Raw genomic sequence first — 21,874 nt, forward strand, 5'->3', positions numbered from 1 at the left:
GGGTGGTGGTGGTCTTCCTGGTGTTCGTCATGACGCGGAAGGGTGCCCGCACGCGCGGCTAGTGTCGCGCCCTCCACCGTCGGGGTGTTCCCCCGGGGAACACCTCTCAGCGGGCTGCGGCGACCGCCGCGGCGGCGCGCGCCATGTAGAACACGCCCTTCGCTTCCAAGTTCCCCGGGTAGATCGTGCCGACCTCCGCCGGGACTACCCCGGGCCCCTGCGCGACCACCGACACCGTCACCGTGGACCCCGACACCACCGGCGGCAGGGTGCGGATGTTCTTCGAGATCCCGTCCGGGATCGTGTCCGCCCGGCACGCGCAGTACTTGAGGTTGGCCACGGCGCGCGAGCTCTCGTCCTTCGGCATCAGCATGTATGTCTTCGGGCCGAGACCGCGGTGATCGCGGTCCCACTTCATGCTGTTCAGCTCGAACCGCAGATTGCCCGGCACCTCCTGGCCGTTCATCTGGATATGCGTGTGGCGCATCTTGTCGTCTGCGACGGTCACCCACCGCTTCGTCGGCGGCGCGAGCACCTTCGCCTCACGCTCCACCCGCCGCGCGATCTCGTGCACCTTCGGTGCGATCATCACCGCCAGGCGCTGCTCCAGCCCTGGCGCCACATGGAACTTCGCGCCCATCAGGGCACCTCCGGAGGGTTGAGGGTGGCGGTCACCGCGATGTAGTCCGCGGCCGAGTGCCCGGGTACCTTCCGCAGCAGCGCGCTCACCACGGTCCACGTGCGGGTGCCGTCGCCGATCACGTCGCCTTCCCGCAGCCGCCACGCCGCAGGGTCCACCCGCAGAGTCCACGACTCGTCAGCCTGCTCGGTGGCCGCGCCCGGCCACGTCCCGCGCGGAGCCGGCCGGGCGTCCGGCGGCGGCGGGACAGGCACGCCGTGCGCGTCCCTCTCCCACGGGTGATCGAGCACGTACACCGTCAGCTCCCGGTCCGGGAGGAGCACCGCCACGTCACGCCCCTTTCCTGCTCACCAGCGGGTGAAGCGGCGGCGGCCGCCGTACGGCCACGGCGACGCGGCCGCCGTCGGCAGCGGTCGCCACAGCCGACGCCGGTAGGTGTGCAGCGAGTCCAGCGTGGGCAGTGCGCCCGCCTGTCCCGCAGCCGGGGCCGCCTCGTAGCTGATCGACTGGCCCTCGGCGGACACGGACGACACCCGGCGGCCGCCGCCGGCCACCTCCTCGCCTCCCGGCCCGCTGCGGATGCGTTCCGCGGCGTGCGCGATCACGTAGTGCACGATCGGCGCCTCGGCGGCCGCGTCCAGGCCGATGAGCAGCCGCACCGTGTACGCGTCATCGGCGCCCAACTCGTAGCTGACGACCTTCACGGCGTCATCGACGTCCGGCACCGGCCACGCCCGCGGATCGGTCAGCGCGAAGAACGGCGTCGGCGCCACCTGCCGCAGCGTCTGCGGCACCGGCACCAGCGGCCGCTGCAGATAGGCCGCCACCTCCGCCTGCGCCTTCTCCAGCGCGGTGCGGAACGTCTCCCGCTGCGCGGCGCTCAGGGGCAGCGGCACGTGCAGTTCGTCGGCGAGCTGCTCGGGTGAGGCGACCAGCCCGGTACCGAACGGCATATCGAGCCGCACCGTTCGGTCCGTGACCGGGGCCGCCCCCTCGCTCGGGGTGAAGGTGACGGTGCACCAGTACCGGCCGTCAGCCAGTTCGCCGGGGATCGTGAACTCGTACCGGTCCTCTCCGATACGCACCGCCGGCCCCGCGGTTGCCACCGCGGTGCCGTCACGTTCGGGAGTCGAGTACAGGTCGATCCGGGTGACCTGCCCGCCGTCCGGGCCGGGATCGCACTGCGCCCCAGCCCACACAGGCCGGTAAGGGAACACCGTCACGTCTTCACCTCCTACTTGCCGCGCTGCTCACGCAGCCGGGCCAGGATCCGGTCGGCGTCCTCACGCTTGAGGTCCGCCCCGGCCGGGACCAGAAGGCGGGACGTGGGCGTGCGGTAGGTGCCCATGCCGACGTGCTCCACCAGGCGCACGCGGGAGCGGACCATGTAGCCGTACGGGGGCAGCGCCTCGAACAGCCCGTCGAGGTCGGCCGGCGCCTCGCCGGTCGCCTCATCCACGATGCGGTCCCCCAGCTGCGCCGGGACCAGGCCCTCGGGCCCGACCGGGGTGTCCGGCGCCTTCGGCGGCTCCGGTACGTGCGGGGGGTCCAGCGGCGCCACGTCCGGCGTCTTCGTCTCCACCGTGCCGTCGGGCACGGCCTTGTCCTCGGCGGGCTCGGTGGTCTCGCCGGGTTCGGCGGCCGCCTTGTCCTCGGCCGTCTTGCGGGTGCGGGTCGTTGCCACAGCTTCCTCCAGATGCGCGGGGCTTGAGGGCACACACCCTGACGTCCGGCCCACGCTTACGTCGCGCTGTGCCCAACCGGCCCGGCCAGCACAGCGCGACGCCCGCGGACCTATCAGGAGTAGGTGAAGCCGTTCGTCTTCGTCACCGTCCCCGCCTCATCGCCGACGACGACGCTCACCGCGCCCGCCGCCCCGGCCGGAGTGGTCACCTCCAGCCGCCCCGAGGTGAGGACCTTGAGGTTCGTGCCCGCCGTCGCACCGAACTTCACGTCGGCGACACCGTCGAGGTTCGTGCCGGTGATCGTGACCACCGTGCCCCCGGCCGCCGGGCCCGTCGACGGGACGATCGTGGCGATGGTCGCCGGAGGGAACAGTGCGTCGATCTGCGACTGCCGCACCCGCGCGCCGGCCCGGAACAGCAGCGTCTTGATGGAGCCCTCCGGGGCGCCGTCACGGGTCTCGCGCATGCTGCCCTTGTCGAAGGTGCTGGTCGAGTAGACGTCCTGTGTGACGATCCGCTCCGGGTCCGGGGCCGCGGACGACGGGAAACCGGCCTTGGTGATGCGGGCGCCGGCGGAGTTGTACAGGCCCATGAGGAGCCCCTTTCTCAGGTGTCGAGTCCCGGCAGGGTGCCCGACCGGGCCCGCTACGGTCGCCCACTGCACCGCGTCACAGGATGCGCAGGTCGTCCCACCCGTCGGGGCCGACGGAGAACACCATCAGGCCCTGCTGGGACACCTCACCGGAGCGCACCGAGTACCAGTCGGACCCGGAGTCGAGGGTGGGCGCCTGGATGTGGAGCCGCCCGTTGCCGAGCTGCTGCGCACGGAAGTGGTGGTAGTGCCCGGTGACGAGGATCTGCGCGTCGGCGATCGGCTGCCGGCCGAACGTCTGCGCCCGCCACCAGTCCCCGGCCTTCTCCGGGCGGGGGTACTGATGCCCGTGGGCCAGGCCCACGACGGTCCCGGCGATGTCGAGGCTGACGGTGTCCCGCCAGCGTTCCGGCACCACGAACGACACGTGCCCGTACGCGGACTCGTTGCGGGCGTAGGCGTCCGCGACCTGGCTCATGACCTCGATGCCCCAGTCGTCCGCCGGCGGGCCGACAGCGTCCTTCCCGCGCCGCACGCGGGCGTGGTTGGAGCCGCACGTCGCCGCGACCACCCGTCCGAACCGCCCGGCGAGCCGGTCAAGGCCCTCGAACGTCAGACGCCGGTGCACGCGGATCATCTCCGTCAGCGTCAGATCGTTCGTGAAAGCCTGCTGCGTCGTGTTCTCGAACCCCTCGATGCAGTCCCCGCCGTCCAGCCAGTACGCGGCGGTCGGGGCCCGGCCCACGGCCTTGAGGTCCCGTATGTGGTCGTCCAGCCGGTCGAAGCGGTCAGCGATCCGGGCGATCAGCTCCGGAGTGCCGCCGTCCCGGCCGACCTTGCCCGCCTGGGCGTCGGCGTAGACCACGACCAGGGCCCGCTCGACCGCGCCCACCGCGGGGCGCGGCTTACGCCGTCTGCGCATCGCATCCCGTACGAGGGTGTCGATGTCCTCGGCGGACTTCCACGCCGGGCTGGCGGGCTCGATCAGGAACCTGCAGCGCCACACGGGCCGGGTGACGGCGTCTTCGCCCTGGGCGTCGCGGTGCCACGCGGCGGGGTCGTGTCGGGCTTCCACCAGCCGCACACGGAAGTGGTCGGGCACGGCAAGGCCGAGCTCTTCCACGCGCGCCCGCCAGTCGGCTTCGTCCTGCCCGGGCGCTTCGGCGGCCGGCGCGGTGACGAGCATCGCCCCGCCTGGCTCGTAGCGCACGCCCGGCTCCCAGCCCTTCGGCGCGGCGGCCGCGGGCCGGGTCGTCTCCGGCGGCGTCGACTGCGCGGCCGCGGCCGGGGCCAGCAGCGCGTCCAGTCGGTCATCAAGGCTCATCGGGGGCACCGGCATCCGTTCGAGGCGCCGCGGCGCCGGTGGCGTGCCACGGACGGCGCCTGCACGGGGTAGCCGCTGCCGGTGAGGACGTCAGCGATCCGTACGGAGGTCACCGTCGGCGTGGTCAGCAGCTCGTTCAGCTTGGCCGCTGTGGGGGTGTCGAGAGAGGCCAGGATCGCGCCGACCGTGCAGCGCATGCCGCGGGGCGGTTCGGGCTCTTCCATGAGCTGGGTCAGGGCCGTGCTCAGGCCGGTGGTGTCTGCCACGGCAGTCCTCGCTCTCTGCGTGTGGGTGCGGGGCCGGGCCGCCTGGTCCGGCCCCGCAGTAGGTCACCGCCAGAGGGGCCTGACTAGTGCCGGGCCCCGCCGGATTACACCGGGTCGGTCCACGTGCCGATGACGAACGACTCCGGGCGGGAAACCTCCAGGGCGAGGCGCTCGTCCGCGCGGAACGTGAGGACGCCCCGCTCGAAGTTGTCGCTGTTCTCCGAGGAGACCGTGACGGACACGTTCTCGCGGTCGTAGATCTGCGCGCCCATCCCGAAGGAGCCGAGGACGTACTTCTCGTCCGGCATCGCCGTGGTCTCCACGACGTTGATCCGCCACACCTTCTTCTGCGCGCCGACGGCGACCTGCAGCGCGACGCGGAACGCGCCGGTGTCGTCGGTCTCGACCTCGACCTGCTCCCACATCGACGGGGAGAGGACGACGCCGGTCGGCTCGTACTCGGCGAGCAGCGCCTTGGTCATGGCGCGCCGCATCTGGATCGAGAACTTGTCGGTGTTCTGGCCGGTGTACTGCTGCACGCCCGGGGTGTTGAACAGGCCGGTGATGGACTGGCCGTCGTTGCCGACGGAGTGCAGCAGGTCGTAGTCCTCCGCGAACTTGATCCCCTCGATGAGGCGCGAGTTGATGAACTGCTTCAGTCGCGGCTCGTCGGAGAGGATGTTCTTGTGGCCGTCGAGCATGTGGGCGATCTCGGCGACCGGGAAGGACACCGGCTGCAGGGTGAGCTTCGAGCGGGGCGCCTTGCCGAAGACGTCGCTGTCGGCTCCGGTCGGCGACGAGACGCCGTCGGCGGCGCGGCGCTCCGGTACCTGGGCGGCGTTGTTGACCCAGCCGGTCTCACGGATGCCCTGGAGGATCGCGTTCTTCGTGGTGGCCTTCGGGAACAGGTCCCGGATGTGCCACTTGCGGCGCTGCGCGTCGGTGATGCCGAGGTCCTGGACGCCACCGAGGGACGGGTGGGTCTGGGTGCCGGCCGACAGGGAAAAGATCGACTTGCCCTCGATCTCGGCGCGGATGAACGGGCGGTCCTTGAACTGGGCGGCCGCGGCCGCCTGGTAGGCGTCGGACGCGACGAACATGTCACCGAGGGTCTTGATCTCGGTGCCGGAGCCGGAGCCGGAGCCGCCGTAGTACTGGCCGGCCGCGGACTTGCCCTCGGGGGCGTCGAGGTACTGGCCGAGTTCCTGGGCGCCGGAGGCGGCCTCGATCAGGGACTTGATCTCCTGGGCGTCCTTGACGGCCTTGACGTACGCGTTGCGCTGCTCGGTGGAGACGACGAACGCGCCGTTCTCCTCCTTGAAGGTGCCTGCGATCCGCTCGGCTTCGGCGGACTTCTCGTTGAGCTGCTGCTTGAGGTTGCGGAGCAGGCTCTTGTCGGTGGGGGCCATTTCGGTTGCACTCTCCTGTGCTGGATGGGCGATTGCGTGCGTCGCTCGCCCGGCCAGCACCGGGACGCCTCGAACGCGGAGGCGATGGAAGAGCACATGCGGGGTTAGCGTCTCGGGCTCCCGTTCCGCGCCGGAACGCGGAGCTGGGAGCCCGAGGTTGAGGAGGGGTCAGAGAGCGAGGCCTGCGAGGGCCGCCTTCACCTCCGCGGGGTCGAGAGTCACCTCGTCGTCGTCCTCGTCGGCCGGGGTGTTCCCCTGGGGAACAGCCGCCGGCTCGGTGTCGGCGTAGGGGATCTCGTCGTCGCCCACGGCCGCGGCCGTGTCCTCGGGGTAGTCGTCGTAGTCGATCTCCGCGTCGGGGGTGTCCTCGTCGTCGTCCCAGCCGTCGGTGACCGTGTACTCGCCGAGCCAGTCGTCCCCGGCACTGGGCGCCTTGTCCATGGGCAGGCCCTTCTTCGTCAGGGCCCGCAGCAGCTTCTCGACGGTGGGCTTGAGGCCTTCCAGGTGCTCGGGCGTGGCGTCGGACACCTCGATCAGGGTGGCGGCGTCGTCCAGCGCGCGGCCGGTCGGCTGGATGTAGCGGGCGTGCACGGCCTCCTCGACGCCCACGGGCCGCTCCACACCGGTGATGGGCGTGGCGACGGTGGTGAGCTTGACGGGTACGGGCACGCCGAGCGCCACGTCCCGGCCCGCCGTGGTGTACGGGATGGAGTAGGACTGCTCCCCGTCGTCGTAGCGGGTCACGATGACCCGGTCCGGGTAGGTCGCCTCGATACTCACGTAGCACTCGGCCGGCCCGGTGAGCCCGCTCGGGTAGTCGCCTTCCTTGCCGGAGGAGAACAGGGCGCGCGCGGCCTTGGCGAGTTCGTCGCGGATCTGCTCGAACGAGTAGGGCATAGGGCTGGTCATGATGCGCTCCGGGAGGTGAACGGGCTGAGCGGACTTGGCTTCGAGGACGACGCGCGCCGCCGACTTGGTCTCTGCGGCGTGGGTGGCGGGGTAGATGCCGAGGGCGTCGTGATGGCGCAGGTTGCAGTAGCCCTTGGCCTCTTCGGCGCTCATGTGTTCTGAGGCGATGGCGACGCACCGGTCGAAGTCGCCGCCGGTGCCCCAGCCGATCCGGGCTGCACCTTCCCCGCGGGTGTACCAGTGGCGCAGGTTCTCGGCGTTGCCGCGGTTCTTGTCCCAGCCGCCGGAGGCCTTCGCCTCCACCACGATCCGGGCCGCGGACTTCCCTTCCAGCGGCGGGGCCGGAGCGCGCGCCGGACGCCCGGCGGGCTCACGCTGCGGCCGCGGGGCCGGGGCGCGCGCGGGTTCCTCCGTCGGGGTGTCGCCGAGCGGGATCTCAAACTCGTCCTCCCCGCGCACGACGTGCACGCTCGAGAAAGTCACTGGCGTGGACGGCACCGGCGGGATGTCGGGCAGGCTGTAGCCGAGGGTGATGTGCGGGGTGAACCCGTGATCGTCCCGGACCGCTTCCGAGTAGACGGACGTGGCCAAGGCCTGCGTGACGTACTGCCGCAGCTCGGCCAGGCCGGGCACGTCCACGGGCACCCAGGTAGGTTCGCCGTCCCCGCTGTCTGGGAAGCGGCCGATACCGCCGATGCTGCCCGTCAGCGGCCCGCTGTCGGCGACGGCCGGGGTGACGATGTCCCGCAGGTCGTCCGGATGCCCGCCGAGCTCCCCCACGCTGCCGAGGTAGGCGAGCGTGATGTGCAGGTGCTCGGCCGCCGTGCCGTCGGGGTGCGCGATCTTCTCGGCGACGTCGCGGGGCACCTTCAACGCGACCATCACCCCGTCGCCGACCTGCTGCTCCGCCGCTTTCAGCTCGACAGCCGACCAGGTCGCTTTGAGCTCCATGGGCCGACCCTGCTGCGTGCTGGCAGCCTTGACCTCGATGCTTCGCGTCATCGGGTGCGCGCCGTGCAGGACGGGGCTGATCTCGTACAGGTCCAGGTCGTTGATGATGCGCACGCCGTCGTGCCGCTTGGACGCGCCGCCCGGCGGGACCTTGAAGCCGATGGAGAACTGCGCCTCGCCGTTCTCGTGCCACTGCATCACCTGCTCGTAGGCGTCGCGGCCGCGGGTGGTGCGCAGGTTGTACTGGACGGTGGCGGCCAGCGCACCGGCGGCCGCGGGCCACTCCGAGCCGCCCGGGATGGACGCGAAGCGGGGGTCGCCCGGCATCCATTCCTCGACGGACAGGACGCTGCCGACCGGTTCCTTCCAGTCGTGGTGCCAGACCGGTTTCACTCGGCGCGAGTTGAGGGTGCGGGTGAACGCCCCGGGGAGGATCAGGTCATCGACGTCGTCAACCACGCCAGTGACGGCGTAGATGGCGCGGACGATGCCCTTCTTGCCGCGGCGGCGGACGGTGGGCGGCGAACTCGGCACGGCGGGTTCCTCCAGGGGCGGGCGGTGCGGGGAGTGGCACCGTGCCCCTGCGGGAGGGTTAGCGTCCTGCCGTGCCCCCCGTCACAGGCCGCAGGGCACTACTCCCACGGCTTGCCCTTCTTCCCGCCGCCCGGGCGCTCCTCGTCCTCTTCCTCGTCGTCGGGATCCTCCTCGTCGGGGTCGGTGCCGTCGGCCGGGTCGGTGTCCTCGGCATCCGGGTCCTCGTCCTCGGGGAACTCGTCCGCGGCCGCCGGGTCGGACGGAACGACCTCGTCGGCCATGCCGTAGTCCAGCTCAAGGCCGCCGCCGTCGCCCGCGGCCGGATCGCCCACGGCGGGGTCCCCCACCGCCGGGTCCCCGGCGCCGGGCTGTCCGCCCGTGCCGCCGGTCTGCGCCATACCGGCGTCGTCCACGTCGATCGCCCACGCGTCCGGGTCGGCGTACCGCCACACCTGGCCAGTCTCGTCGCGGACCCAGCCCGTGAGCGTCCCGTCCACGGCCTTGTCCAGCCACGCCTCCTGTCCGGCGTCCCCGGCGAACGACGCGAAGGCCTGCGCCGGGTCGGTCTCGTCGCCTTCGTCGTAGGCGTCACCGGCCCACGGGCGGGCGTCGTCCTGGTGCGGCGGCTGGAGCTCCGGCGGCTGGCCGGCGCCCTGGCCCTGGTCCTGGTACGGCGCGGCCGGGTCGTCGGACTGGGGCAGCGCCTTCACGGAGAATCTGTAGTCCACGGGCCGCAGCGTCGGGTCCGCGGCCGCTTGCGTCTCGGCCTGATCCCCTGCCGCGGCCGCCGCCGGGTCGTTACTCTCAACGCATGACTGTCTTGACGGTGTCCGTGGATGACGGCCTGGCGGCCGCGGTCCAGGAAGAGGCCCGGCGGCACGGGCTGCCGGTCGACGACTACGTGGCGGCGGTGCTGCGCGCCGCGCAGGCGCCGGGCGGCGGGGACCGCGATGAGCGGGCGCTGGAGCTGGCGCGTGTCTCCTACGCGCGGTGGGACGCCGACGGCCGGCCGCAGGACGGCGCGATGAGCATGGCGGAGGTCTTCGGCAGGTGACAGCCGTCCCCGCACGGTTCGCGGCCCACGTCGGCCAGACGATCCGTGACCTTCCTGCCGCCGACCGGGAAGAGCTGCACGAGGCGATCGTCCGCGCGTGCGAAGACCCGTGGTCGTGGCCGCAGGCCGACAAGTACGAGATGGACGAGGCGGTGCGCGTCATCACAACGCGCGCCGCCATCGTCCACTACGTGATCATCCCGGGCGCTGAGCCTCACCTGTGGGTGTTCGCCATCACCGTCTGACCTCGGCGACCGAGGTCTCCTGCCGCAGCAGAGCCAGCACCGCCGCACTGTCCTGCGGGCCGAGGGCCCGCCGCGGCCCGAGCGGGCCGAGCAGCACCGGTGAACCGGCGTGCTGCTCGACCATCGCCCTCACGCGGCGGGAACCGGCGACCGGTTCCCCGTTCGGGCCCGGGATCTGGACCTCGTAGGCGGAACCGTCCTCCAGCGTTCCCGTCACCATCATGTCTCGTGCTCCTTATCGGGTGGCGAGCAGTCCCATGAGGAACGCCCGCAGGTCGTCATCCCGGTACCAGTCGCCGGAGAACATCGCCGCGAGCCCGCGGGCCACGATCTCGTCCTCCACCACCTGGTCCCCGCCGAACAGCCGCTCCAGCAGCACGTCGACCGAGGAGCGCCGCGCCCCGGGCCGGCCGGTGTGCGTCCGGACGAACCCGAACGCCTCTTGAGCGGCCTGCAGATCCGGGTAGTGCTGCTGCAGGTGAGCCAGCAGGGCGTGCGCCGCGGTGCTGCGGCCGCCGTCGCCGAGGTCGGCGACCGTGGCCGTGCCACTGTCCACGTCGTAGCCGCCTGCGTCTCCGCTCACGGCCGTCAGGAACCCGGCGGACCGGTCGGCCAGCCAGTCCCGCGGGACGTACCGGGAGGCGTCTACCAGCGCCCGCGACGCTTCCGCGTCGCTGCCAGTGCTCAGGGTCAGCCGGTCACGACCGGCCGGGCCCATCTCCCGCACCTGGGCGAGCGCGTCACGGACAGCTTCCGGCAGCGCCGCCCGGTACGCGGCGTGAAGCCGGTCGGCTTCCTGCCGCGCGTGCTGCGCCTCCAGCCGGGCCGCGTCGATCTCCGGCCCGAGGTCCGGGGTCCCGCCGGCGGCCGCCGCCCGCAGGTCCCGCAGTCGGGCATCCGCCCGGGCCGCGTACCGGCGGGCGTGCCGCACCGTGCCGTGCGGGTCGTCGCCGAGCTCCGGCGCGGCCGCCGTGAGACGGGCAATCACCTCGCCGTCCACATCGCTGCCGGCCGCCCGCACCGCGGCGAGGTGCCGCAGCGCCTGTACGCCCGGGCCACGGTCGGCCGCACGGTCCGCAGTCCACCGCATCCCGTCCTGCACCGCAGGCATCTGCCCGGCGGCCAGCGCCGCCCGGTCCGCCCGCCGGTACCAGCGGGCACGGCGCGCGACCTGACCGAACCGGCCCGGGGCGGGAAGGAGCCGACCCCAGTGCGCCATGCGCTCCGCCAGCGACAGCCCGTCCGCAGGACGCGGAAGGGACCGCTGGGCACGACGCAGTCGGCGCGTCTCCGGCCACGACCGCACGCGGCGGGCCAGGCCCTTCACGAACCGGCCCACAGCCCGCGCCGCGCCGATCGCCGCGGCGGCGAGGCCCTTGAGGAACGCCGCCACCAGCTCCACCACCCGGCGGCCGATCTGCACGAGCGCCGCGAGGATGCCCGGCATCTGCGCGTCGGGCAGGTGCCCGGCGATCCGGCGGGCGGCCGCATCCCGGGAGTTCGCCATCTGACCGGCCAGCCGCGCCACGATCTGAGCGCGCCGCTCCGGGGTGAGCGGGCCGTCGTCCAGGTCGTGCAGAGCACCGGTGACCGCGTCGCTGACGTGGCTGCTCACCTCGTCCGCGACCCGGCCCGCCGACGGGCTGTCACCGTCGTTGAGGCTCGGCTCGGTCCGGTTGCGCAGCGACTCCGGGATGAGGCGCAGCAGCTCCGCCGCACGCTTCGCGGTGTCCTCGGGGGTTTCCCCGTCCAGCGGCTCCAGGTCGTCCAGGGTGCGCACCGCGGCCCTCACCGCGGCGGTACGGGCCTGCGCCGCAGCGCGCCGCATCCCGGCAAGGAGCCGAGTCCGGTCGTCCCCGGTGACCCCGGCAAGGTCGACCTCGGCCGTGAGGTCCCGCCGCAGGTTCTGCAGCGGGTCCCTCAGCGCCTCGGTGGTGACCTTCTCGGCGATCTGCTGCCGCAGGGCGTGGATGCTGCCCGGGGTGGTGGTGCCCTCGATGGCGCTGTCCACGACGGCGCGGGCCACCGCGTCGGCGTAGTTGCTCTGCACCGTGTCCCAGTCCGGGGCCGGGTTCGGGTCCCGCGGCCCGTCCGTGTCCGGGGCAGAGTCCGGGGTCGGCGCCGACAGGGCGGCGGGAGCCTCCGGAGTCAGCCGTCCCTGGTTCGCGGCGAACCAGGCGGCCGCCGGGCGTTCCCGGCCCGCCACCCGCACGGTCTCGCTCAGAGCGCCGCCCATGATCTGGAAGTGGACGGTGCTGGACGGGCCGCCAGCCACCCCTTCGAGCTCGACCGTCACCCGGTCGTCGCCGACGTCGACGGACTGCACCCGGCGCGTGAACCAGTCCGAACCGTTGGTTCCGGGACCGAACACCAGGTGATCGCCCCTGCGGAGCTCGTTCGCCTGCTGGTAGCTGATGTCGTCCTGGTCGGCGACACCGCCACCAGTGATGCTGTCGTCGTCCCCCAGGGGCCGGAACGGCGCGCGCGCCGCGACGGTCTGACGGATGAACTGGCCGTCAGCGTTGACGAGCCGCAGGTCCACGGTCTTGCGGTCCTCGCTGCGGGTGGCCTCCACCACCAGCAGGCGGGCGGGCTCCCCGTTGACCGGCGCCACGATCACGTCACCGGTCTGCAGGTAACGGGCCTCGGTGGTCATGCCGCCGTCGTCCGGGTCAGCGGCCGGGGCCGGGGACGGTGTGGGTGCCTGCGGCTCCACGTCCGGCTCGGGCAGTTGATACAGCGCATCGCCGGAGGCCAGGGTCCGCTTGGAGCGGATCCCGTCGCCGTCCTCGACGGTCAGCACGCGCATACCGCCGGCGGACTCCTGGATGTGGACGACGCGGTACGCGGCCATCTCGTCCGGGTTGTCCTCGCTGGGCAGGGCGATGGTGTCACCCTCGCCCACCGAGGCGACCGTGCCGGGCTCCGGAGTGGCGTCCGTTTCCGGTCCACCACTGCCGGCGGCCGCGTCCAGCCGGTCAGCGGCCCGCTTCGCGGCGCGCCCCTCCGGCGTGGCCGGGTCGGCGCCCTCGCGCAGGTCGTCAGCCAGAGCAGACGCCTGCTGCGGGGTGACCGGCAGGTCCTGCCCGATGCGGGCCGTGCCCTGCTCGGCGTCCGGGTCGCTGGTCGCCGCGGCGCTGCGGTCCGTGACGGCGTCCCGCTCCTCCGGGGAGAGCTGCGGGTCAACCGTCGGCCCGGTCACCGGCTCCACGTGCGGCTGCGGCTCGTGGGAGGTGATCGGCTCGGCGGGCTTCGGAGTGTCCTCCGGGCTGAGGTCCGGGGCGCCGCCCTGGGCGTCGAGCGCACGGTCGACGGGCGTGCCGTTGGGCACGGCCTGCCAGTCGGTTTCACCGGCGTCGGGGTCGTCCGAGCCGATGAGGGTGGTCTCCTCGTCCCGCTCGATGCCGGTGATCTTCGTGGGGTGGCCGTCGCGGACCATCACGTCACCCTCCCGCAGGTCCCCGGCGGTGACCCGCTCCATGCGGGCCACCTTCGGCTGCTGGCCGGAGGGGTCTGCGGTGCCGCCCAGGACCCGCAGGCCCGTGACCGGCATGGGCGTCATGCCGTCGGGGGTGGCGACGGTCGCGGTGTCGCCGTCGACCTCTTCCACGGTGCCGAGCATGTTGCCGTCCCGGTCGCCGACCACGTGGCCGACGTCGACCCGGTGTCCGTCGGGCGTCCACCCGGCGGGCCGGGCGGCGCCGCCGTCGGTGACGTTCAGCGAGCTCGGCGCCTGGACGTCGTCGGTGCGGTCGTCCCCGAAGCGGACTTGCACGGTGGAGGCGTTCGAGCCGACCACGACGCCGTCGTTGCCGCGGGCGTCGGTGACGAGGGAGCCGGGGAACAGGCCGTTGCCGCTGCCGTCCGTGGCCACCCGGCCGGAGATCCGGCCGGTGAGGACGTCGGAGTCGGCGCCGGTGCGCGGGGACCCTTCCGCGACGGTCGTGTCGTTGCCGTCGCGGGTGGCGCGGGCCGCGGCCGCGTCCGGGCTCACCCACACAGGGCTGCCCGCACCGTCGGGGGTGTCGGAGATCAGGACGCGGTGCTTGCCCTGCATCTTGCGGCCCTGGGTCGTCTGGATCTCCCTCGGCCCGTCCACGACGTACCCGGCCAGAGTCCGCGCAGTGCCGCGCTTGGTGGTGCCATCGACGCGGACCAGGTCACCCACTCCGATGTCCGACACCCGCACCCACTCGGCGGGCCGGCCACCGACCGGCTCCGGCGCGGCCGTGAGTTCGTCCGCGCCGGTGCCAGCGGCGGGCGCCTCACTCTGCCGGGGACGGGTCGCCGGGGCCCCGCCCGTACCCGCGCCAGTGCGCTCGCCCGACTGCGGGCCGCTGCCCGTGCTGCGGCTGCCCGCCGCCGTCGGGGAGGCGTCCGTACCGCGGGCGGGAGTGTCACCGCTGCGGGAAGCCGCACCGCCCTGCGACGGTGCAGCCGCGCCGCCCGTGACCGGACTGTCCTCCGACCGGGCCGGAGCCTGGCCGCTCGGAATCTCCTCGCCGCCTTGGGATGCAGCCGAACCGCCGGCCCGGGCGTCCCGCTGCCCGGGCTCCGGGGAACCAGCGTCAGGCGCCGAGCTGGTGCTCGGGGCCCGGTCGAGACCGTTGGGGTGGTCAAGGCGAGAGGTCTCGCCGAGCTGCCGCCCGTAGGTGTGCTCGTCCAGCGGCAGGCGGACATCGCCCGCAGCCATCAGTCGGCGCACGTTCTCATCGGCGGGAATGAGGAACGTCGAGCCGCCGACGCCGTACTGGCTGCGCGGGCTCGGGGACAGGGCAATGCGCCGCGCCTGCGTCCGCTTGCCGTTCTGGGTGATCGTCGCCCGGGCGGGCTTGCCCACGACGTAGCCGATCTGGTCACCCGTCGCCCCGGGGTACAGGCCAGTGATGCGGCCCGACAGGCGGACGATGTCGCCCGGCTGGAGCTCGCCGACCGGCACGCTCACCGCGCGGCTCTCGCCGCCGTCGGCCTTGAGCTGGTCGAGGAACTGCTTGGCGGCACGATCCTGCCGTTGCTGATGGTGGGTCGCCCGCGGGTCCTCGGGCCGCAGGGAGTTGAGCGCATCGCCCAACATCCGGGCGAGCGAACCAGGGCCGACCATGTGGCCCTTGCCCTGCTCACTCTCGGGCTCCTTGTAGTGCGTGGAGTCGAGCCACAACAGCTCATCGTGGGCGTGGGCCAGGTCGTCCGCCACGTTGCCACTGGGGGACTCGCCCCGCCCGAGCTGGGCGAGGTGAGCGCGCAGACCTCGGTAGCGGCGCATGTCGTCGGCGTCGTCCTCCAACGACGGGTAGCCGCGGAACTCGTCGTCGGGGTCGAACGCGAGGCCGTCGTCGTACAGAGCGATGCCCCGGGCCAGGCGTTCCGGCACGACACTCAGGTCGGGCTCCCCGCGCTCCTTGTCCCGCAGAACGAGGTTGGCGATGGCCGCCTCACGGGTGGAGAAGTTGATCCCTCGGCTGTCCCACGGCTCCTGACTCCACCAGACCTCTTCCGGGTCGTCGGCGTTGACGAAACGGTGCGGTGCGAACAGACGGCCGATGTAGCGGCCATTGCGCCACACCTGCTCTCCCTGGTCGGCCTGGAGCGCAGGGGTGGGTGCGGCGCCTTCCTCAGCGAGCTCCCGCATCCGCTCCGGCGACCCGAAGAGCACACGCTCACCCTCCGGGCTGATGATCTCCTTCTCACCCGTCGCGTACTGCTCCCGCATCTCGTCCGTGCTGGGCACGCGCGAGCTGTCGCCCTCCGGCGCCACGGAACCGGCGCCCGGGCCGTCCGTACCGGCCGTGCCCGCTCCGGCGCCGTCCGGGCCGCTCGCCGTGGCGCGGGAGCGCGCCACGTAGTCCTCGGCCGGCATGTCGACGTCGCCGGCCCGGGCCAGGAGACTGCCGGTGCCGTCGGCAGGCACCTGAACGGTCACCTCATCGCGCGGCGTCACCCGCTCCTCGTCCGGGTTGTCGTCCCACGGAGTGGCGCCAAGACGGAGCTGCCAGACCCGTTCCTTCTGCCCGTCACGGCTGCGGGTGACCCTCTTCGGCGTACCACGCAGGTAGCCGCTGTACTCGGTGTCATAGAGGTCCCACGACGGCCGCTTGCCCATGACGCGGACGACGTCGCCCGGACGCAGGTCCCGGATCGGCGTTGCGGTGCCCGCAGAACCGGACTCCTCAAGCGCCTGGAGAGCCTTCCACGCGGCCCGCGCCTTGCTGACGTGGTGGTGGGAGGCCCGCGGGTTCTCCGGCTGGATGGTGTCCAGCAAGCCCCGCAGGCCCGCCACGTCCTCGCCGGGCTTCCAGAACTCGTCACGGTTGGGCTTGTAGCGGCCCGTCACCCAGTCGAGTTCGTCGATCGCCTGCGAGATGGCGTCAGCGACGTTCCCGCTCGCCGGACGCCCCGCGCGCAGGTCTTCCAACAGCCCGCTGAGTGCCCGCCAACGCTCGCTCTCCTCGGGAGTGAGGTCCAGCCGGCCGGGCGCCTCGCTCGGCATACGCACCACATAGCTGCCGATGAACGGCATCGACGCCACGAGCCGGTCGACGGGCAGCTCGCCGTGCTCCTGCGCCAGGCGCACGAGCTCAGCAACGGCCCCTTCCCTCTCCAGGAAGTTCGGGTGATCAGCCCGCATGAACTTGCTGTAGGGCGCCCACGAGTCACCGGTCGTGTGGATGGCGTGGCCGATCAGACGGCCGTCCATCCACACCTCGTCATAGCTTCCAGCCGGGCCGAGGTCGTCCACGGCGACCGCCTGGCGGGCGAGGTCACGCATCCGGTCGGCGGAGCCGAACCGGCGCGCGGCCGCCGTACGGTCGAGGGTCCGGCCAGCGTCGCTGTCCTGGCCGGTGCCGTTACCGTCGCGCTGGGCGTCACCGTCCGGACCGTCGTCGGGCGCGTCGCTGTCCATGTCGGGCATGTGCGGGACGCGCGGCCTCGGCAGGTCCGGGCCGCGGCCTGCACCCTCGGGGCGGGGCCGGTCGTTGCCGGAGCGGTTCCGCCGCCTGCGACGGTCGTCGTCCTCCCGGTCCTCCTGGTCGCCGTCCTCTTGGCGGCCACTATCCTGGCCGCTCTCGTCGTCGCCCGGACGCTGCTGGGCATCGCCGCCGTTCGGAGGCTCACCACCCCCGCCGCTGCCGCCCTCGCGCTCGCGGCGTTCCTCCCGCTCCTCGCGGTTCCCCTTCGGCGCCTGCTGGTCGTCGTCCTCCGGGCCGTCCACCCGCTCGTCGGGCTCGTCCAGAGCAGGCAACCGCGCGATCTTGTCGCCCAGCAGCAGCGTCACGCCGTGCTTGGAGTCCGTCGGCTCCTCCCCCGGGGTGTCGCCGAGCTGCAACCGGTACCCCGGGTACAAGCTCGCCGCCCGCGCGTGCGCCCCGAGGAGGGGCCGGTCCAGCAGATACCCCTCCCGAGTCACCCGACGGCCAGAGGGGTACTCCGTCACGAGACGGACCCGGTCCCCGACTTCGAGCTGATCGACGTCGACAAGCTCGGCGCGCGGTTCATCGCTGATATCCGGAGACAGCTTCGGACGCTGCTCGTTCCTCTCGAAATAGCTGGCGACATTCCGGGGGCTGAAGAGGTCCCAGTCCTCACGGCGGTCTCGCTTCTGCCGGTGCATCTCGCTGATGAAGGGAACGACTTGGCGGTGCACCGTATCGTCCACATCCTCAGGGATGCCGACGATCTGACTCTGCCGGAACCACGTCCCGCGCTCCCCGGCGATCTGCCATGGCATGTCATCGCCAACCCCAGGGGTAGGGCCACGCTGCCCCGAGCCCATGGGGCGAGAGAGGTGCAGGACAAAGTCCGCGGCTTCTACGGTCCTATACCTGGGCCGGCCCTGGTCGTCCTTACCGTCCTCGATGCGGAGCTTGTCACCCCGGTTCACCACAAGCCACTTCGCGCCGTCAACGGCCTTCCAGCCCTCAGGCAGACGAGTAGTCGTGTCCGAGGCTGCCGTGTCCGTGTCCTGCTTCTCGGGAGCAGTCTGCTGCCCCCCGGGGCCGTCACTCCCCTCAGGGCTGCCCTGGGAGGCCTGCGGAGAGGCCTCAGTCGCGTTCTGGTCCTTGCTGCGAGCGTCCCTGTCTTCCGGGACGGCCACGATGTTGTGCTGCCTGAACAGCACCGAGGGGTTGAGCTCGTCACCCCACAACGCGATGCCATCGGAGTCGAACCGCACAGGCTCGCTGCCGCGGACCACGACCTCCTTGTACATCTGGCGGCCCCTGGTGCCGTGCTCCGGGAGGTCTCGGACACGGAACCGGTCACCCGGGCGCATCTCGATCGACATGGGGTCCTCGACGGCCGTCCAGCCCTCCGGCACCCGCTTACGCCTCGCGCGCTGCTCCGCCTCGTGCTCCTCCAGGCGCCGCGCCAGATCCGAGGTGTCCTCACGTCCCGGGTTTCCCTCCGGCAGCCGCTCCACCAGGTCGCCGAGGCCCACGATGGCGTGCTCTCCGAACGTGCCCTTCTCGGACTTCGGTCTCTTGGCGGAGACGTCGAAGGTGACACGGCCGTCGTAGACCCTGACGCCCGTCACCTTGCCGACGATGCGGCCCGGACCGCGGCCAAAGATGTCGTCCTGGTCGACGGACACCCAGTCGCCCTCACGGATCTCCGACGCCGGCACCATGTCACCGCCGTAGCGGGACGCCGCGGCCGGAGCATCGGCGCCGTCGCCCGCAGCCGCGGGAGCGGGTGCCTCCAGACGGTCGGCCTCACCGCGGTGCCCGTACGGGACCCAATCCGGGTTGTCGTAGTTGCCGACGACGTCCGGCTCACCGGGCGGCGGCATGGTCTGCCAGTTGAGCCACGCCCGCCGCGCCTGCGCACGGACCTTGTCCGCCGCCCTGTTGAGGACGGCCTGCTCCCGGCGACCTTCCGGCGTCGAGGTGTCGACACCGTCCGCGGCCGCGGTGAACGCTGCGGCGATGCGCTCCATCTGCTGATGGTTCAGGCCTCTGCTCCAGCCCCGCGCAGCCTGGCTCAGCTCAGGGTCGGAAGACTTCTCCCAGCCCTTGATCAGCTTGAAGAACTGCTCACGCTGCGCGTCGCTGAACTCGGAGTACTGGATCTCATCCCGACCTTCCTCCGGGCGCAGGTGCCGCCAAGAGGTGTCCTGCAGCGGCAGCCGCATGTGGGACTCGCCAAGACCACTGTCGACCGCGTGAGCGGCCTCTCGCGGCCCATGCAGCGGGTCGGACGCCGACTCGGCCGTGCTTCCCCGGACGGTGCCGCCGCGGGCGTCCTGCCCCAGCCACACCGAACCGCGGCGGCGTACCCAGCCGGCCACGTTGCCGTCCTCGTCCAGCACCTGGCCGTGACCTTCGTCCAGGTCCAGGTTGGCCAGACGAGACCCGTAGAACAGCCGCAGGCCTTCGGGAGACTGTGCCGCCTGCAGATCCTGCTGCCGCTTCTCCTGGCGCGCAGCTTCCTTCGCCGTGGGGGCGTCATGCTCGGCGGTACGCGCCTCCCCGGGCATCGACAACTGCCAGGGCTCGTACGTCCGCGGAGCTCCACCGCCGTCCAGGACGATGACCTCGTCAGCGTCGGAGGCGATGATGCGGCCCTCACCGTTCGGAGTGACGACCCAGTCGTCCACATTCCACCGGCGGCCGGCTGCGGCCTCCGGAGCATCCGCCGACGGGGACGGCGCCGGGGCCGTGTCCGCGGAGGGCGCCGGCGTAGTGCTGACAGGCGCGTAGCGGCCCTCGGCGAGAGCGCGGTCCAACTCGTCATCCGAGGCGATCGGAAGCTGCGGCCGGCCCTGCCCGTTCAGGCGAAGCACCTGAGCCGGGCCGATCCACTGCTCGCGCTCCTGGCCGTCGACCTCGTAGCGGACATACATGCCCGGGGCGTCGATCCGGTCGACGGTGCCGACGTTCGGGGTGCCGTCCTCCTCCTGGAAGTCGATCCGGTCGCCGACGTTGAACTCGTCCAGCACCCAGTCCCGGCGGTAGTCACCGTTCGGCGGGAGCGTCGGGTCGTCCTCGCGGGTGGCCTGGAACACCCAGCCCAGCGAACCGGCGTCCAGGACGTCGGTGGCGCGAGTCAGGGCGACGTACGCGACGCGCAGCGCCTCATCGTCGGGGATGGTCTCCCACTTGATGTTGCCGTGCTCGTTGTACTCCGGGCCGCGGAAGTCGTCCGCGATCCGGACCCGCTCAGACTCCAGGCCCTTCGACTTGTGGGCCGTGGTCACGAGAACGTCGTGTTCCCGCTTCTCATCGACCAGGCGGCCACCCTCGCTGTCCTCCTGCGGGTACAGCTTGGCCAGGTGCGCGTCGATCTTCTGCTGCGCCTCTTCCAGGCTCAGCTTGTTGTCGACCTTGTGGACGCCGCTGCGCCCCGAGCGCTCGTTCTTCCACGGCACATTTCGCTTGCCGGGCTCGTAGAAGTAGCGGCGGGTCGCCGGGTCGTACAGCAGCTTGCCGACGCCGTTGGTCTTCGCGTCGCCGAGCCACCGCTTGAGCTGGTCGACCTTCGGGTCGTTCCAGTCGAGATTGACCCACACGCGGCCGCCGACGTTCTCCGTCTCCGCCCGCTGCGCGCCGGACTCCAGCAGTTTGTCGATGTCGTCGGCGTGCTTGTCCAGCAGGTCGAACAGGCTCTTGAGCTGCTGCAGGTCCGGGTCGCCCTTGACGGCTTCCAGGATGTCGTCGAAAGCCATGCCGTTGAACCGGGCGAGCTCGGCATGGTCGGTGCGCTCCCCGTTGGCGAGCGCCCGGGCGGCCTGCACGAACTCCTGCAGATCCTTCACACCGCCGGACACCGCGACCCGGCGGCCGGCGCTGAGCGCCTCCACCGCGGCGAGCGCGACACCGGCGTTCGTACGGGCGATGACCATGGTCTCGTCGCCCGGCTTGATCGTGTCCAGACGGGACTGCTTGCGGTCGAAGCCCTTGAGCCGCATCCGCGTGCCCAGCAGCCGCAGGAACCGGTTACCGGCGTCGGCGACGGCCGGCCCGAACCGGAACGACTGGGTGAGGGTCGCCCGCGCGTCCACCGGGAGCTTGCCCAGCGCGTCAGCGGCGCCCCGGAAGCCGTAAATGGCCTGGTTGGAGTCGCCGACCGCGACGACCTGCACGCCCTGCGCCAGGGCGCCGCGGACCACGCCCTCCATGACCGGGTTGACGTCCTGCGCTTCGTCCCAGAACAGGGTGTCGGCGTCGAGCTTGTACCCGCCCAGGGCCCACATCTTGACGATGTAGTCGAAGTCCATCGTCAGGTCTTCGTCCGGGTCCCCGCGGGTGGGGTCGGTGAGGTTGTCCCACATGCGGTCAGCGAGCGGCTTCACCGCGTTGAACAGGTCGCGCCGCTCCTGCGCGCTCTTGGCGCCGGTGATGTGCTTCGGCAGCATCTCCGCGTCGGCGGACTTGGCCCACTCGCGGATCATCCGCTCGGCGACCGTGGCCGCACCGCCCGGGGAGAGGTCCCGGTTCCCGGCCTTCACGGTGTCGTACCAGCGCATCCGGTCGGCGATCTGCTGCGCGGACAGCTTCTTGAAGCCGTTCCGCCGGTTCGACGGCAGCCGGTTGTTCAGCCGCTTGTCTGCCACCTTCGCCGCGTACGCGTTCGCGGTCGACGCGGTGAGGTTCTTCGCGTACTCGCCGCGGGCCTGAGCCTCCCGGGCTTCCGCTGCCACCGACCGGTTGAAGGCCAGGTACACGATCTTCTTGCCCGGCATGCGGTGGCTGAGCATCTTGAGCGTGGACGACTTGCCCGTGCCCGCGAGCGCCATCACCGCCATGTTCAGGCCGCGGCGGGCCGCGCCCTCGATGATGATGTTCTGCTCTTCGGTCGGCGGGTACGACTCGCGCGCCGCAGCCTCGGCGGAGATCCGCGCCCACTCCTCATCGGAGTAGCTGCCTTCCTTCGCCGCGGGCAGGTCTTCCACCCGCTCGACCAGGCCGACGGCCTCCGCGTCGTTCAGTCCGTACCCGGACAGGCGGTCGCGGATCACGTTACCGCGGTCCCGCTCCTTGAGCTTCCCGTCGTCGTCGTACTCCGGGGTCGGCTTCCAGCGGCGCCGCTCGGCGTCTTCGAGGTCGAACTTCCGCTTCTCCAGCCGGAAGCGGTAGGCGAGATCAACCGAGTCGGTCGCATCGCGCAACGCCTCGATCCGGTCATGGAGGTCATCGACCTCGTCCGCGATCTCCTCGTCGGTCATGTCGGCCGGCGACGTACCCGCCACGGGGCGGCTGTCCGACGGCGCGGACCGCGGCCGCTCCGCACGCTCAGGGGCAGGCGAGGGGGCCGCGGTCCGCGCCGTCGG

The 21,874-nt window shown here is 72.1% G+C and carries 14 protein-coding genes; 2 read left to right on the forward strand and 12 right to left on the reverse strand.

Features of this window, described 5'->3' with window-relative positions; genetic code table 11:
- Nucleotides 1–106 precede the first annotated feature (106 nt).
- From CCN29_RS03705 to CCN29_RS35275, 10 genes are all read right to left on the reverse strand, one after another.
- On the reverse strand, nucleotides 107–640 hold the full coding sequence (locus CCN29_RS03705) for a structural protein (RefSeq protein WP_442538226.1): 534 nt from the start codon (nucleotides 638–640) through the stop codon (nucleotides 107–109).
- Complete coding sequence (locus tag CCN29_RS03710; protein ID WP_086680019.1) at nucleotides 640–969, reverse strand: hypothetical protein; 330 nt, start codon at nucleotides 967–969, stop codon at nucleotides 640–642. The genes CCN29_RS03705 and CCN29_RS03710 overlap by 1 nt, the downstream gene beginning before the upstream one ends.
- Nucleotides 970–987: 18 nt before the next feature.
- Complete coding sequence (locus tag CCN29_RS03715; protein ID WP_143661269.1) at nucleotides 988–1,725, reverse strand: hypothetical protein; 738 nt, start codon at nucleotides 1,723–1,725, stop codon at nucleotides 988–990.
- A gap of 149 nt (nucleotides 1,726–1,874) precedes the next feature.
- Complete coding sequence (locus CCN29_RS35560) at nucleotides 1,875–2,324, reverse strand: hypothetical protein (protein WP_086680022.1); 450 nt, start codon at nucleotides 2,322–2,324, stop codon at nucleotides 1,875–1,877.
- Between the two features lie 113 nt (nucleotides 2,325–2,437).
- The gene (locus tag CCN29_RS03725; RefSeq protein ID WP_086680025.1) at nucleotides 2,438–2,917 is read right to left on the reverse strand and encodes an IPT/TIG domain-containing protein; all 480 of its coding nucleotides are present in this window, start codon (nucleotides 2,915–2,917) and stop codon (nucleotides 2,438–2,440) included.
- Nucleotides 2,918–2,993: 76 nt separating this feature from the next.
- Nucleotides 2,994–4,241, reverse strand: a complete 1,248-nt coding sequence (locus CCN29_RS03730) for a hypothetical protein (protein ID WP_086680041.1) — start codon at nucleotides 4,239–4,241, stop codon at nucleotides 2,994–2,996.
- The gene (locus tag CCN29_RS03735; protein WP_241563042.1) at nucleotides 4,238–4,507 is read right to left on the reverse strand and encodes a hypothetical protein; all 270 of its coding nucleotides are present in this window, start codon (nucleotides 4,505–4,507) and stop codon (nucleotides 4,238–4,240) included. Before CCN29_RS03735 ends, CCN29_RS03730 begins: the two co-directional genes overlap by 4 nt.
- Before the next feature lie 104 nt (nucleotides 4,508–4,611).
- Nucleotides 4,612–5,916 (reverse strand): phage major capsid protein, encoded by a 1,305-nt coding sequence (locus CCN29_RS03740; RefSeq protein ID WP_086680027.1) that lies wholly within the window; start codon nucleotides 5,914–5,916, stop codon nucleotides 4,612–4,614.
- Between the two features lie 168 nt (nucleotides 5,917–6,084).
- Complete coding sequence (locus CCN29_RS03745) at nucleotides 6,085–8,310, reverse strand: HK97 family phage prohead protease (protein ID WP_086680029.1); 2,226 nt, start codon at nucleotides 8,308–8,310, stop codon at nucleotides 6,085–6,087.
- A 98-nt stretch (nucleotides 8,311–8,408) separates the two neighbouring features.
- Nucleotides 8,409–9,038 carry a hypothetical protein gene (locus tag CCN29_RS35275; RefSeq protein ID WP_143661270.1) on the reverse strand — a complete coding sequence of 210 codons (630 nt, stop codon included), beginning with the start codon at nucleotides 9,036–9,038 and terminating at the stop codon, nucleotides 8,409–8,411.
- 83 nt (nucleotides 9,039–9,121) lie between these two features.
- On the opposite strand from CCN29_RS35275, the gene CCN29_RS03755 reads away from it, so the two are divergent.
- Both CCN29_RS03755 and CCN29_RS03760 read left to right on the forward strand, forming a co-directional pair.
- Nucleotides 9,122–9,364: a hypothetical protein gene (locus CCN29_RS03755; RefSeq protein ID WP_143661271.1), complete on the forward strand. Its 243-nt coding sequence runs from the start codon at nucleotides 9,122–9,124 to the stop codon at nucleotides 9,362–9,364.
- Entirely contained in the window at nucleotides 9,361–9,609 is a 249-nt protein-coding gene (locus CCN29_RS03760; protein WP_086680033.1) for a hypothetical protein, read from the forward strand. The genes CCN29_RS03755 and CCN29_RS03760 overlap by 4 nt, the downstream gene beginning before the upstream one ends.
- Here CCN29_RS03760 and CCN29_RS03765 read toward each other — a convergent pair.
- Together CCN29_RS03765 and CCN29_RS03770 are read right to left on the reverse strand one after the other, a co-directional pair.
- On the reverse strand, nucleotides 9,599–9,832 hold the full coding sequence (locus CCN29_RS03765) for a hypothetical protein (RefSeq protein ID WP_086680035.1): 234 nt from the start codon (nucleotides 9,830–9,832) through the stop codon (nucleotides 9,599–9,601). The genes CCN29_RS03760 and CCN29_RS03765 overlap by 11 nt on opposite strands.
- Before the next feature lie 12 nt (nucleotides 9,833–9,844).
- On the reverse strand, nucleotides 9,845–21,793 hold the full coding sequence (locus tag CCN29_RS03770) for a UvrD-helicase domain-containing protein (RefSeq protein ID WP_086680037.1): 11,949 nt from the start codon (nucleotides 21,791–21,793) through the stop codon (nucleotides 9,845–9,847).
- Between the last annotated feature and the right edge of the window lie 81 nt (nucleotides 21,794–21,874).

Source organism: Streptomyces pseudogriseolus (assembly GCA_002154585.1).
In the GTDB taxonomy this organism is placed as follows: Bacteria; Actinomycetota; Actinomycetes; order Streptomycetales; family Streptomycetaceae; genus Streptomyces; species Streptomyces pseudogriseolus.